This window comes from Paenibacillus polymyxa, assembly GCF_018614975.1.
Classification (GTDB): Bacteria; Bacillota; Bacilli; order Paenibacillales; family Paenibacillaceae; genus Paenibacillus; species Paenibacillus polymyxa_E.
The window spans coordinates 226,506-240,443 of sequence record NZ_JAGGNR010000008.1; the positions used below are offsets into that span (position 1 = coordinate 226,506).

Below are 13,938 nucleotides of genomic sequence, written 5' to 3' on the forward strand. Positions count from 1 at the left end.
TGTGACGACTTTTCATATATTACATGGGAGGTGAGATGGTGTCAACCCTATTCCGTATAAAAAAACGTCATGTTCGATTGGAGCCTGAGGAATCCCACTCCAATGTTTGCTGTAAACCTGCCTTCAATCCATCCAGATCCAGTCCATCCACAGCAAAAGCCTCACGGATCAAAGGCGGCGCGACAAATTCATCATACTTGCCCAGATAAGGCGCTTCATCTTCAGCCAGTAACGCAGATGCGTCTTCAGCTGTTCGACACTCACTCATGATCTCGGCTAACAATGTTCGTTCGTCGACCTTGCCGGATACTACAAAATAATATGGCTCCATGGGCACAACCGAACGCAAGGCAAGTTTCTTGGACAGATTATGCTTCATCAGGCGCTCCAATGTACGGAATGATTTACTTCCCACCCAAGGAAGAACGTACATCGAATCTCCCCCTGCCGGAATCACAACCTGCTTCAACAGTCCGCTTTCACGAGCTAGGCGGCGTGCCCGTTCAAGTCGATTGACGGCTTGCGGTGACAAGTAGGGATAGATGGTCGAGTCGGACAACACTTCACGCATTTTCTGTACCACCGACGTATGAATATCTCCTCCCGCTCCAAGCCATAACGTATCTACTTTTCCTTTCGCAGACTTCACATACACAGCCTTGTGCTTGTGATCGACCTCTTCCACTTTCCACAGTTTTCCTGCAAGCGAGAAACAATAGCCAGGTGGGGGTACGGTTGTAATCGAACCAATCTCTTCCGAGCCGTTTAGTACTTTATGTTCCTCATCGTCCTTAAACACCGCATAGAAGCGATAATTATTCACAATCTTCTCACCTGTCAGACCGATGATCAATGTTCGATCCTCTGTCCATTGCAGATGATCTGTATCGATGAGGTAATTCAGGAATACCTGATATTGATCAGGTCTAATCAACGCAAAGGGAGCCAGCGAAAGGATGGCTTCTGCAAGATCTCTCGGCTCTGCCTCCCCCATACTTTTCAACATGCTCATCGTCTGATGATAGAGTACACCTATGGGCATTTTGCGGGCTTCAAGCGGCTCGACCCACTTCGTTTTTACATACAGTTCGATAACAGCAATCGCACGCATCAACGTCCACGGCATACGCGCTGGCAATTGCGCTTCCTCGTCCTCTTCCTCTGGACATACAAAAAGCATCTCCGATGCCATGTCCTCTCGTCTCCCTGAACGTCCCAGACGCTGTACAAAGCTGGACGCACTATACGGTGCACCGAGCTGAACCACACGTTCCAGCTCGCCCAGATCAATTCCCAGTTCAAGCGTGACCGTTGCCGCAGCAACCGCGGGACCCGATCCAGTGCGTAGGGCAGCTTCCGTCTCTTCCCTCAGCATGGCGGAGATACTTCCATGATGCACATGGAACACATCACGTTCCTGTCTGCGAGCTGCGACCCGCCGCATCTCAAGAATGGTGACTTCTGCATCGGTACGGCTGTTGGTGAAGATCAGCGCTTTTTTGCGATGTGTACTCTCATAGATGAAGTCATAGTACGCTTTACGTGCGTTATGAAGCTGCTCCGCCTGCTCTTCATCCTGTGCATCTGGAAAAGAGAAATGTTCCACCCGCAGTCGCAGCTTGCGACCACCCGGTGAAGAGACCACATCCACCCCCTGCTGCGTTCCGGCAGCAAGCCAAGATGTAGCCGCATCATAGTCACTAAGTGTAGCGGACAATCCGACTCTTCGCGGTGCACAGCCAGCCATACGCTCGATTCTGGCAAGCTCGCTGAGTACTTGAATGCCCCGATCCGCTCCCATGAAAGCATGCACCTCATCGATGATGACATACCGCAGGTCATGAAACAGCGCCGGAATTGCATTCGGTCGATTCATGAGCAGACCTTCCAGCGATTCTGGCGTTATCTGGAGCACACCGGACGGATTTTTCATCAGTTTTGTTTTCTCCGCCTGAGGCACATCCCCGTGCCAATGCCAAACCGGAATATTCCCTTCGGATAACAGATCCTTAAGACGTTCGAATTGATCATTAATCAGGGCTTTCAGAGGTCCAATGTACAAAATGCCAACCGACTTGGAAGGCCGTTCATACAGCTCGGTCAATGCAGGAAAAAAAGCCGCCTCCGTCTTGCCGGAGGCTGTTCCCGCCGCAATCAGCATATGATGCGGGGTATGAAAACAGATATTGCAGGCCTCAATCTGGGCAGGACGAAGCGACTCCCATCTTTTTTTATATATAAATTCCTGAACAAACGGCGCCAGCCGGTAAAATAGATTATCACTCATAATTCAAACTCCGCTAGGAAATCGTCCAGATCATCTGTATTTGCGGAAGCATCTGCCCCTTTACCCGTTTCCTGGGGTTTGGCTGCCCGCTCGCCAAGTAATTGAGTATAAGTCACTTCAGGATTCTGGTGTAACGTATGCAATACATCCATAAAGTCCCGTACCACTTCACGCGTGGTCAGCAATTCATCCGCACCCAGTCGGTTCACCGCCGTTTGCATAAAATCAACCAATTGTTCATCCGTCAGACTTGCACTGTATCCAAAATGCAGGGCATGAATCTGTCGCAGCTTCTGGAGCAGAATCAGAATCTCTTCATGCGATAACATCGCCAGCTTGAGGATCGGACCTGTGTAGTTCGCATACGCTTTGGCTGCATAACGACCATCAATAAGCCTGGAGCGAAGCGCTTCATAGCTGTATAATCCGCGCCGTTCATCCTCCACAAATTGCGGCGTACCGCCTACAAATATGCCCAGGTGCTCCGCCTTGCCCTGCATCGTATCATTGAACATGGTCAGCAATTTCTCATAGTTGCTTTGACGAGAGACACTGTTTGTAATTTTGTACAGATTCACTGCTTCATCAATGAACAACAACAATCCTTTGTAACCAATGCGCGCTGTGAATTCAGACCATAGTTTGAAGTAGTCATACCAATTGTCATCGTCAATGATAACGCCAACAGCCAGTTCTTTTTTTGCTTCCGTTTTGGTTGCAAACTCTCCTCGAAGCCAGCGAAGCGCCGCCTGTTTGCGATCATCATCTGCCAGCTTGTACCCGTTCCAGTATGACGCCAGTACCTTGGCAAAATCAAAGCCGTGGACCAGATTCTGCATTTCCCCCGTCACTGCATAGATCTGCTTCTCTACCTCCAGAGGCAGAGCGGGATCATCCGGGCGCAGGTTCTGACTCTGCATCGTGGATTGTTGCAGCCCTGCGATCCATTTTTGCAAAATCGGCTCCAACGCTCCCCCATCCGGGCGTGTACGTGTAGACAGACGAGTCATCAGTTCGCGATATGTGGCAAGTCCCTGCCCTTTGGTTCCCACCAGTCGGCGCTCCGGTGACAGATCGGCGTCTGCCACAACGAAATCCCGATCCATCGCATAATTACGAATCATTTGCAAAAGAAAGCTTTTTCCGCTGCCGTAACGCCCCGTAATGAGTTTAAACGCTGCGCCTCCCTCAGCGATATTGTCCATATTCCGCAAGATGGCTTCCACTTCCGGTTTCCGGCCAACAGCAATCTGCTCCAGTCCTATGCGCGGGACAACACCCGCTGTCAATGAATTTACAAGTGCGGTGGTCAGCCGCTTTGGTATTTTAAGTTCTGTCACTGCGTATCACCTCTTCACATGTTCGAACACATCTATATAATCAGGAACAATCCGATCACCATCAATCAGAAGATCACCGATCGTTTCCATAGCCACATCATTAATTTCATCCAGCAGAAGCGTAGGCATCGTTCCATATTGCTCAGCCAGACGCATCAGCTCCGTATCCGGGTTATCACCAATCAGAATGTGAATTGCTTGTATCTGCTGAGGGGATAGTTCCTTGGCAAAAAGCAGCCATTCTTCATCCAGATCAGCCTCAGCAGACTCGTCCCACTGCAACCTAATCGGTTCTGCTGACACCCCTGTTGCTTCAGATGGTGCTGTATCCTCAACGAATGGAACACGCTCTTTAGAATCCTCTGGTAAACTCGCTATATACTGCGTCTTCATGACACCTTCTTCAATGATATGACGCTGAGTCTTAACAGCCGTTTCCGTTGTGTTGATCAGATTTATTTCAATCGTTGTGCTGTTTACGTTCTTATCTTCAGAAGAGTGATCATCCTCAATTGTAAGCGCCAATCGCACGTACTCACTTTCCTGCTGTAACGATGCCAATTTCTCTGTGTCAATACGAATCACCGGTTGTTCCACAGACTCCGCCTGCTCGGTCGCATATGTTTTGTCCAGGTAACGCTCAATCAGATTCGCAAGTTCGGGTTCAAGCGTCTGTCCTCGCAATCGGCCTCTGAATCCGAGCAGTTCACGAAGTTTATTTTCAGTACATCGATAGATCCGCGTAACCATCTGCACAAATTCAGCCTGTTCACCTACGGGCATATATCTGAACGATACCGATCTTCCATAGATCGAATCATCATAGACTGCTTTGCGAAACAGGATGCGCTCCATCGTGCGTTCATCGTTGGGGTCACACTCAGGCAACAGTCCAACTTGTCGCGTACGTTCCAGGTACGAATCAACCAAGGCCATGACCCGCGGGATGTACTGCTCCATCACTTCTTTGCCGCCATCTCTATAAAACTTGCTGAGTGTAATATCGTAATCATAGTATCTTTGCAGCATATTCAGCGAGATATCCGATACCTTATCCTGTAAAATACGTTGCAGCTCCCTATCCAGCAGCTCTGCTGGCAGGTAACCGCCCGAAAGGACCATGACCTCGGATAAGGACATCTCCATCTGATGGACCAGCACATAATCGACCATCCACTCTTGCATATATATATTTAATTGGGGTAGCCGTTCACGGTAATTCACCCATAGCTGCTTCAATTGATCATAACCATCCTGAGGATTCTGCCAGCCAACGCCGTTAATTAACTCGTAGATATGAACAAATAGATAGGACAGATCGGTATCCGGGTATCTCCCCTGACGTACTTCCTTCCTCCAAAACATATACCACTTGCGCTGGGCCTCATTCATCACGCCATACGTTGGCCAGTAACTCATAAAGGGAACCCACGGTGATACATCCCCCTCCATCTCTGCCCACTGCTTTGCTTCCTCTACAAAACGTTTCTCTGAGGACAATATGCCTCCACGATGCTGCATCGTAACATGTGCAGACTGCACAATGGTTGAACGATCAGGAACCGGAACTGCTGCTGTTTCAGGTTCTTCACTCAGATCTATCTCCATAAATTCCAATTGTCTTGAGTTGTCTTTCATAGAACGTTATCTCACCCTCCTCCAAGACAGAATACGAACAAGTGTATCCATAGGGATCATTATATCACTTGTCCTGTGTCTGCGGTGACGAAATTTAGACATTCCTGGACACAAAAAAAGAAGGCATTTCTGCCCTCTTTTCATCATGAAGTTATATACGTTCAATTAATGATTATTTACATTGCACTACGATGACAGAATAACCTTCCAATCGCTGTTATCCCCAGATTTTATCGATTCCCTTTTCTAAAGGGAAAAATCCGGTTATAAAGGCGAACGCTTCGCTTTTTCAGGTTTTTTCTGTCCTCTCCGTTAGGTGTAAATGATTATTTCCACTTATATAGATACCTTTTAAATGTGAAAAAATCTGCCCTATAGGCGTTTGGGTTGATGAAAAGGGATGTTACTTGTCCGTATTAATCCACTGGTCCAGTAGTCGGAATGTCTCTGATGCACTGTGTACCATGTTGTCATGATCTTCTGGATTGCTAATGGACTGCTGCAGCAAACCCGTAAACTCGCTCCATCTTGTTCTTGTCTCTGAGCCGTAGGCATTGAAATATTCCAAGCCACGATCAGCTTCAATCGGCAGGAATTGCGACAAACGTTTGGTCATAATCTGTCCACCGTTCGTGGACCCCTCAATTACATACAGGTATCCGAATAAACGGGCAGGTGTTGAAATATCCGGCAGTTCTTCACATAGCGGAAGTTGAGTGATCTCTTCTTCACTGGCACCCAGATTTCGTAAATCTTTTTCCAAGAGTCCAGCCTTGCCTCTAATCTCAATATCCAGTCCCGTACTTTCCCAGAAAGGCAGCAGAACAGCCTGATCCTCCAGCGGTTTCAGGAATCCATAAAATTTCTCTAAATATGTTCTATATTCTTCTATAGTCACCGTTTGATTCATAATGGCTTTTGCATAAGGGTTCTGTTCTACTTGTCTGTGATAATGAGCTGTCTCGCTCTTCAGACGTTCCATAATAGTTGTTGCTGTCATCGTAGTTATCCCCTTTCACAATCTGTTCTGTTGTTGCAAACCGCTTCATTTAATGCAATAAAGACTCTATGTAAGTATACTTATTCTTGTTTGAGAAAACTATATGAATCCAACATCCGTATACAGCCAATACATTCCTCCGTTGTTAACTTAACTGACTGTATTCTGTATGTTAAGTATTAACCGATAACAGTAAAAATGACCCTATTAATCTGGAAGGCAGTAGATTTCAGATGTCAACATGGTACACTATCTTCATATCCTGTCATTGGAGGAATGTATTCTATGGATCTTACAGTTCAAGACGTTGTACTTCATCTCACAGATAACATTGAGTTGCCGGAAAACACGGTAGATCAGCTCATTACGGGCTCACTTGATCGAAAGGTTACAGGTGTTGTCATTGCTTTTATGCCCACACATTATGTTATTGAACAAGCCATACAGCAAGGTGCGAACTTAATCATTGCGCATGAATCTCCGTTTTATAACCATCACAGTCATACGGATTGGCTTGCAAATGATTCGGTTTATGTGAACAAAAAAAAGTTGATCGACGAAGCAGGCATTTCCATCTATCGATGTCATGATATCATCCACCGCTTCCAACCAGATGGCATTACCGAAGGACTGATTCAGGCCTTGGGGTGGTCCTCTTATGTGGAGCAACGACTACCGGAAGCAGACGTCCTTTCTTTTCCAGAAGGAAGCACCGCCCAAGCTATTGCTCACCATGTGAAAAATTGCCTGGGGATTGATTATGTACGCGTTGCAGGCAATGCGGAAATAGTCTGTAGACGCGCAGCGGTACTCGTAGGTTTTCGTGGTAATGGACATGTGACGATTCCCTTGATTCAGAGCGAGCAATTGGACCTCATCATTGCTGGAGAAGGATTCGAGTGGGAGACACCGGAATATATCCGTGATGCCGTGCAACAAGGCAAGTCCAAGGCACTGATCATGATGGGGCATGCCGAGAGCGAGGCTCCGGGGATGAAGCTATTGGCAGACAGGTTGGCAGAACGTTTTCCCGAATTGCCTGTTCGTTTTGCAGACGAGAAGCCTGTTTACACGGTGATCTAATCATTTGATTTTGATTTGTACGGAGAGGGTCTAGACTGTGACTTCAGAGCTCAGGACATTTGTCCTTGGCGTTTGGGATGAGTTTATCATTAAATAGAAGTCGAAGTGATTGAATAAGGAGCGTACATATGAGAGGAATTATTTTTGCATTACTGGGCGGCGCGTGTATCACGCTCCAAGGGGTTGCCAATACTCGGATTAGCACCGACATGGGCACATGGCAGGCTGCTACGATTACACAACTGACGGGATTCATCTTAGCGGCGCTAATCCTGATGTTCGTTCGTGACACCAACCTTCAAGGACTCAAACAAGTAAAACCCATGTATCTGGCTGGAGGTGCTTTTGGTGCCGTCATTATTTTCAGCGAAGTGACAGCCATTCAGCAAATTGGAGTTACGTTCACGATCTCGGCCCTACTGATAGCTCAACTGTTCCTGACCTTCCTGGTTGATAGTAACGGATGGTTTGGCGTTGTGAAACAGAAGATGAAACTGCCACAATTTCTGGGCATTGCCTTAATGGTGACTGGTGTCATTATTATGAAACTATAGTTTTGGAGAATAATTGGAACATATCGTCGGGGGTGAACAACAGCGTGCAAGAGATTCATAACAAGCAGCAATTAACTCAATATTTGGAGCAGTATCAACTCGAAACGGTATTTCACGAGCCCCTGCGTCGCCATATGAAGATATGCCACTTCGAGAAGTGTGAACTGATCTGTCGTGAAGGGGAAACTTCCGAATATTTGTACGTACTGGTCGAGGGTAAAATCAAGATTTTTACCACCTCCGCTCAGGACAAAACGCTGGTGCTTTGTTTCAAGACACCACTTGAAGTTGTCGGTGACATAGAGTATGTCCGCGAAAGCGATATTGTTAATACGGTTCAGGCCGTGTCATCTGTGGTGATGCTTCGCATTCATTATCAATGGCTCGCTGAGCTTGCCAGCGATTATGCACCGTTGCTTAAATTTTTGCTGAAAATTATCTCTCACAAATTCTACATTGACTCGAACTTTTCCAATTTCAACCTGATGTATCCCGTTGAGGTTCGTCTAGCCAGCTACCTGCTCTCCATCTCGACAGAAGAAGCTGGCAACGTGGTTCATGAAGAGCTGGATGCGTTCAATCTGACCGACATCGCCAATCTGATCGGCACCAGTTACCGACACTTGAACCGGGTCATCCAGAAGCTCTGTGCAGACGGGTTAATTGAACGACATCAGGGGTTAATTATGATCAAGGATCGAGCGGGTCTACGTGAAATAACAGGTCACAACATTTATGAATAAGGAGTTCGACAACCATGTTAATCACAGGTATTTCGCTTGCACTACTGGCAGGTGCTCTTGTCAGTCTGCAAACGATTTTTAATAGCAAAGTCAATGAACGCACCGGTTCATGGTCCACAACAACGATGGTGCTTTTCACCGGATTCATTGCTTCTTTCCTCATCTCTATGCTAGTGGAAGGAAAAAATACATTCAGCTTCCAGCATATGCAACCTTGGTACTGGCTCAGTGGAGCCATCGGCGTTGGTGTGGTCTTCTGTCTCGTGCAAGGCATGAAGCTGCTTGGTCCCACGTATGCCATCTCGATCGTGCTGACATCCCAACTGAGCTTTGCTCTATTGTTTGATTCCATGGGATGGCTCGGTCTGGAACAAATTCCTTTTTCGTGGAATCAACTGCTCGGTGTACTTGTTATTGTGGGCGGAATTGTGTTATTCAAGTTCGGTGGGGGGAAATCGGAAAAATCAGAGCAGTCCCCTGGAACACTTCAGTCTGACTCATAAACGAACATAAAAAGAGTGTCCGTCCAATCCCGTAGATTGGTCAGACACTCTTTTTATACAATCAAACCACGTATCGTTTCGTTCGCTTACACGAACTCTACGTTATGGTAGACCTGCTGAACATCTTCAAGGTCCTCAAGCGCATCAATCAGTTTCTCGAACTGAGCTTGTGCATCCTCGGGAAGTTCAATATGGTTTTGCGCAAGCATGGTCAGCTCGGCTACTGTGAACTCAGTAATACCCGCAGCTTTGAATGCTTCCTGTACAGCGTGGAATTGATCCGGTTCTGCATATACAATCACAGCTTCGTCTTCATCCACGATATCACGCACATCTACGTCTGCTTCAAGCAAAATTTCCAGTACTTCTTCGGAATTCTTGCCTTCTACACCGATAACCGCTGTTGGATCAAACATGTAAGCAACAGAACCGCTGACACCCATGTTTCCGGCGTTTTTGTTAAACGCAGAGCGCACTTCCGGCGCTGTACGATTGACATTGTTAGTGAGTGCATCAACGATGACCATCGCACCATTCGGTCCGAAGCCTTCATAACGCAACTCTTCATAGTTCTCATCCCCGCTGCCTTTTGCTTTTTCCATCGCACGATCAATGATGGCTTTGGGTACATTATACGTTTTGGCACGTTCCAGCACGACTTTCAGTGCACGGTTTGCTTCCGGGTCCGGTTCGCCCTTCTTGGCAGCTACATAGATCTCAACGCCGAATTTAGCGTAGACCCGGCTCGTGTTTGCATCTTTTGAAGCTTTCTTTTCCTTGATATTATTCCACTTACGACCCATATCGTTTCCGCTCACTTTCAACATGTAATCTGCTTTCTACTATGCCATTATATCTTGTTGAGCGTACTTCAACAAGTTAATACCCACGAAAAACTGGGAGTAACTGCGGGGATTATCCATCCCTATTCGAAGATTAGCCTCAGTTTATCCTCTCATAAATCTCTCAGCAGCAACTAACTTAGCTCTACTCACTCCATATATAACAAACAAGAAGCACCCCATAAGGAATGCTTCCGTCCCTAAATCAGTCCTAATTTCAGTTATCTTACCCGGTCAATTAAGCGTGGAATTGTCGACCATCCAACACTTCAGGAACATAGCCTGCACGAATGACAAAGTCTCCGAAATGTTCGCCTTCATTGCGCTCTTTGGCATATTGATTAACCATTGGCGTCAACGTGTCCAGAATTTCTGTTTCGCCGATGTTTTCTTTGTACAGCTTGTTCAAGCGATGTCCGGTGAAGCTGCCACCGAGATACAGATTGTATTTACCCGGCGCTTTACCGATAAATGAAATTTCCGCCAGCATCGGTCTTGCGCATCCGTTCGGGCAGCCGGTCATGCGAATGACAATCTCTTCATCTCTCAGCCCAGCTTCGTCCAGTACAGGCTCCAGTTTATCGATCAGAGACGGCAAGTAACGTTCGGACTCAGCCATCGCGAGACCGCAAGTTGGAAGCGCAACACATGCCATTGAACTTCTGCGCAGCGCAGAGTAATGTGCCCCGTCCGTCAGGTTATATTGCTGAATCAGCGCTTCAATCTTTTTCTTCTTCTGACTGCTAATGTTACCAATGATCAGATTTTGATTGGCTGTCAGACGGAAATCACCCGTATGCACTTTGGCAATCTCACGCAGACCCGTCATGAGCGGATAGCCATCTACATCTTTTACCCGTCCATTCTGAATGAACAGCGTGTAATGCCATCTGCCATTATTGCCTTTTACCCAACCATATCGATCTCCGTTCGTCTCAAAATGATACGGACGTGCCGCATCCAGTTTCCATCCCAGACGGCTGGTCAGCTCTTCGACAAACCACTCCACACCACGGTCATCCAGCGTATATTTGAAACGAGCATGTTTACGAACTGCACGATCTCCATAATCACGCTGAATCATAACTGTTTTCTCTGCCACATCAATCATTTGCTCCGGCGTACAGAAACCAATGACTTTGGACACCTGAGGATAGGTTTTGGCGTCACCATGAGACATCCCCATGCCACCACCAACGGAAACGTTGAAGCCTTGCAGCTTGCCGTTCTCGACAATAGCAATAAAGCCAAGATCCTGTGAATAGACGTCCACATCATTGGATGGTGGTACAGCAATACCGATCTTGAACTTCCGTGGCAAATACACTTTGCCATAGATTGGTTCAACTTCTTCGTCGGAGTCCTGGGAATCAATCACTTTCTCTCCGTCCAGCCATAGCTCATGATAAGCCCGCGTGCGGGGGTCCAGATGATTGCTCACCTGACATGCCCACTCGTACACTTCAGCATGCACATCGGATTGATTCGGATTCGGGTTACACATCACGTTACGGTTTACGTCACCACATGCAGCCAGTGTGCTTAACAACGAATCGTTTACTTCGCGAATGGTGTTCTTAAGATCCCACTTCAGTACGCCATGCAGTTGGAAAGACTGACGTGTGGTCAGACGAATCGTCTCATTCGCATATTTATGTGCCACTCTGTCCATCATCAACCACTGCTCCGGGGTTACAATCCCACCGGAAGCACGCACACGCAACATGAATTGGTATGCAGGCTCCAGCTTGGATTTGTGACGCTCGTTACGCAGGTCACGGTCATCCTGCATATAACTACCGTGGTGTTTCATCAGACGGTTGTCGTCCTCTGGAATTGCACCCGTGATGCGATCAGCCAACGTTTCGGTCAGACTTCCGCGCAAGTAATCACTTTTGATCTTTATATCTTCCACATCGCTATTCGTACGCTGTGGGTTAAGTAAGTTATTATAAGCCATGCTGCTTTCTCCTCTCGTCTCTGCGGGATGATGCAATCCGGCTGGGCCGGTAATTAATAGACGTCCCGCTGATAACGTTTCTCCTGCTGTAACCGTGTCAGATATTCCGATGCCTGCTCAGGCGATAAGCCGCCTTCTTGTTCAAGAATCGTGGTGAGCGCAGCATGCACATCATGTGCCATTTTTTTCTCGTCACCACAGATATATACGCTTGCACCTTCCTGAAGCCACTGGTACAGTTCTTTGCTGTGTTCCAGCATACGATGTTGTACATACACTTTCTGTTCCGTATCACGTGAGAAGGCTACATCCATCTTAGTGAGCACACCATCTTTGAGCCAACGCTGCCACTCCGTCTGGTACAAGAAGTCTGTGGCGAAATGCTGATCCCCGTAGAACAACCATGTTTTGCCCTCTGCTCCTGTTTCTTCACGCTCACCAAGGAAAGATCTGAACGGCGCTACACCTGTACCTGGGCCAACCATGATGATCGGTGTATCCGGGTTCTCAGGCAGCTTGAAATTCGGGTTATGTTGTATATATACAGGCAGGGTGTCGCCAGCTTCGACTCGTTCAGCCAGATGTACCGAGCATACGCCGTAACGTTCTCTGCCACGCGCTTCATAACGTACCGAGCGAACGGTAAGATGAACTTCATCCGGGAAAGACTTCGAACTACTCGCTATGGAGTACAGACGTGCCGGAATTTTGCGAAGAGCAGCTACGAATTCTCCGGCAGGAATCCCTTTCAGATTATAATCCTGAACCAGATCCAGCAGATCACAGCTATTCATGACTGTACGGAATTCGGAATCATCTGCGAGTAACGCCGTCAGGCCACTCCCAGGATTCAGTTTCGCAAGTTGTTCCACGACCGGTTTCGTCACCGCTGTAATTTCAAAATAACGCAGCAATGCTTCGTGCACAGATGCCTGATCGCCGTTTTTATTCACAGTCACGCGTTCATCGGCATTCCATCCCATGGCTGCAATCAATTCCTCCACAAGGCGCGGATGATTCTCAGGGAATACCCCAAGGCTGTCACCGGGCTCGTAGTCCAGGCTGGAGCCTTCCAAAGACAACTCAATGTGGCGTGTTTCACGATCCGATCCTCTGCCATTCAGATTGAGATTCTCCAACACTTCAGCCTTGAATGGATTCGTGCGATCATATTCGGATTCCCCGCCGCTCACCGCAGCTGTAACAGCCTCAGTGGTTACCGTGCTCGCACCAGCAGATGTACTGCTTAAGGATGCCAGTACTTCATTCATCCACTGCGCAGCAGCTTCATCAAAGTCAACATCACAGTCCACGCGCGGTACAAGGGCTGTACCACCCAATTCCTGCAATCGTTTATCGAAGTCTTTACCTGTCTGACAAAAGAACTCATAGGAGGTATCTCCAAGAGCCAACACCGAGTAACGAAGTCCTTCAAGCTTTGGAGCCCGTTTGCTGTTCAGGAATTCATGCAGGGGGATCGCATTATCCGGTGGTTCGCCTTCGCCATGCGTACTGACGATGATGAGGAGATTTTCAATTTTCTTGAGTCCGTTCGGTTTGAAATCTCCCATCGATGACAACGTTACCTGAAGACCTTGCTCTTCAAGCTTCTTGGCCAGCTTCTTCGACAGGCCGCTGGAATTCCCGGTTTGTGAACCGAAGAGCACGGTAACTTCCCGGGATACTGGCGGAGCAATGACAGGCGCAATACCTGTAGTTGGTGCAGCCTGTACCAGGTTAGCTGGAGCCGCTATTGTTGGGCTTGCCTGAATTGCTGCAATATATCCGCTCAACCAAGTCCGTTGTCCATCAGTCAGTGTGGGAATAAGACGATTAAGCAGTTCAACTTGTTCTTGATTAAAAGGGCTGTTTGTCACTTGAAGTTCCACTGTTTGCCACCTCGCGCATTGCTTCGATTTTAATTCCGACTAAAATCATCACATTAATTTAATTTCTTCTCTCTAAAACCTAACACACCGGGTGTTGAG

General features: G+C 47.5%; 11 protein-coding genes. 4 read left to right on the plus strand and 7 right to left on the minus strand.

Annotation, left to right across the window (positions count from 1 at the left end; translation table 11 throughout):
- Positions 1-67 precede the first annotated feature (67 nt).
- From J7E78_RS04375 to J7E78_RS04390, 4 genes are all read right to left on the minus strand, one after another.
- The gene (locus tag J7E78_RS04375; RefSeq protein ID WP_215075113.1) at positions 68-2,287 is read right to left on the minus strand and encodes a DEAD/DEAH box helicase; all 2,220 of its coding nucleotides are present in this window, start codon (positions 2,285-2,287) and stop codon (positions 68-70) included.
- Entirely contained in the window at positions 2,284-3,627 is a 1,344-nt protein-coding gene (locus J7E78_RS04380; RefSeq protein WP_215075115.1) for an ATP-binding protein, read from the minus strand. The genes J7E78_RS04375 and J7E78_RS04380 overlap by 4 nt, the downstream gene beginning before the upstream one ends.
- 6 nt (positions 3,628-3,633) lie before the next feature.
- On the minus strand, positions 3,634-5,265 hold the full coding sequence (locus J7E78_RS04385) for a TerB N-terminal domain-containing protein (RefSeq protein ID WP_215075117.1): 1,632 nt from the start codon (positions 5,263-5,265) through the stop codon (positions 3,634-3,636).
- A gap of 403 nt (positions 5,266-5,668) precedes the next feature.
- Positions 5,669-6,265 carry a biliverdin-producing heme oxygenase gene (locus J7E78_RS04390; protein ID WP_215075118.1) on the minus strand — a complete coding sequence of 199 codons (597 nt, stop codon included), beginning with the start codon at positions 6,263-6,265 and terminating at the stop codon, positions 5,669-5,671.
- Positions 6,266-6,550: 285 nt separating this feature from the next.
- Between J7E78_RS04390 and J7E78_RS04395 the strand changes: the two genes are divergently transcribed.
- From J7E78_RS04395 to J7E78_RS04410, 4 genes are all read left to right on the plus strand, one after another.
- A complete protein-coding gene (locus tag J7E78_RS04395; RefSeq protein ID WP_215075119.1) occupies positions 6,551-7,348 on the plus strand; it encodes a Nif3-like dinuclear metal center hexameric protein in 798 nt (265 codons plus the stop codon).
- A gap of 128 nt (positions 7,349-7,476) precedes the next feature.
- Entirely contained in the window at positions 7,477-7,902 is a 426-nt protein-coding gene (locus J7E78_RS04400) for a DMT family transporter (protein WP_036608521.1), read from the plus strand.
- 44 nt (positions 7,903-7,946) lie between these two features.
- A complete protein-coding gene (locus J7E78_RS04405; protein ID WP_215075120.1) occupies positions 7,947-8,645 on the plus strand; it encodes a Crp/Fnr family transcriptional regulator in 699 nt (232 codons plus the stop codon).
- 14 nt (positions 8,646-8,659) lie between these two features.
- Positions 8,660-9,148 (plus strand): DMT family transporter, encoded by a 489-nt coding sequence (locus J7E78_RS04410; RefSeq protein WP_215075121.1) that lies wholly within the window; start codon positions 8,660-8,662, stop codon positions 9,146-9,148.
- Positions 9,149-9,234: 86 nt separating this feature from the next.
- Here J7E78_RS04410 and J7E78_RS04415 read toward each other — a convergent pair whose 3' ends face one another.
- The 3 genes from J7E78_RS04415 to J7E78_RS04425 all read right to left on the minus strand — a co-directional run bounded on the left by J7E78_RS04415 (position 9,235) and on the right by J7E78_RS04425 (position 13,839).
- On the minus strand, positions 9,235-9,951 hold the full coding sequence (locus tag J7E78_RS04415) for a YebC/PmpR family DNA-binding transcriptional regulator (protein WP_215075539.1): 717 nt from the start codon (positions 9,949-9,951) through the stop codon (positions 9,235-9,237).
- Positions 9,952-10,228: 277 nt separating this feature from the next.
- Entirely contained in the window at positions 10,229-11,950 is a 1,722-nt protein-coding gene (cysI, locus tag J7E78_RS04420; protein ID WP_215075122.1) for an assimilatory sulfite reductase (NADPH) hemoprotein subunit, read from the minus strand.
- 53 nt (positions 11,951-12,003) lie between these two features.
- Positions 12,004-13,839, minus strand: coding sequence for an assimilatory sulfite reductase (NADPH) flavoprotein subunit (locus J7E78_RS04425; protein WP_215075123.1), 1,836 nt, complete (start codon positions 13,837-13,839; stop codon positions 12,004-12,006).
- Positions 13,840-13,938: the final 99 nt, after the last annotated feature.

What these genes read in the sequence shown, in the direction of transcription:
- cysI (WP_215075122.1), bottom strand. Translation starts at nt 11,950, where the DNA reads ATGGCTTATAATAACTTACTTAACCCACAGCGTACGAATAGCGATGTG.
- J7E78_RS04415 (WP_215075539.1), bottom strand. Translation starts at nt 9,951, where the DNA reads ATGGGTCGTAAGTGGAATAATATCAAGGAAAAGAAAGCTTCAAAAGAT.
- J7E78_RS04385 (WP_215075117.1), bottom strand. Translation starts at nt 5,265, where the DNA reads ATGAAAGACAACTCAAGACAATTGGAATTTATGGAGATAGATCTGAGT.
- J7E78_RS04400 (WP_036608521.1), top strand. Translation starts at nt 7,477, where the DNA reads ATGAGAGGAATTATTTTTGCATTACTGGGCGGCGCGTGTATCACGCTC.
- J7E78_RS04390 (WP_215075118.1), bottom strand. Translation starts at nt 6,265, where the DNA reads ATGACAGCAACAACTATTATGGAACGTCTGAAGAGCGAGACAGCTCAT.
- J7E78_RS04395 (WP_215075119.1), top strand. Translation starts at nt 6,551, where the DNA reads ATGGATCTTACAGTTCAAGACGTTGTACTTCATCTCACAGATAACATT.
- J7E78_RS04410 (WP_215075121.1), top strand. Translation starts at nt 8,660, where the DNA reads ATGTTAATCACAGGTATTTCGCTTGCACTACTGGCAGGTGCTCTTGTC.
- J7E78_RS04375 (WP_215075113.1), bottom strand. Translation starts at nt 2,287, where the DNA reads ATGAGTGATAATCTATTTTACCGGCTGGCGCCGTTTGTTCAGGAATTT.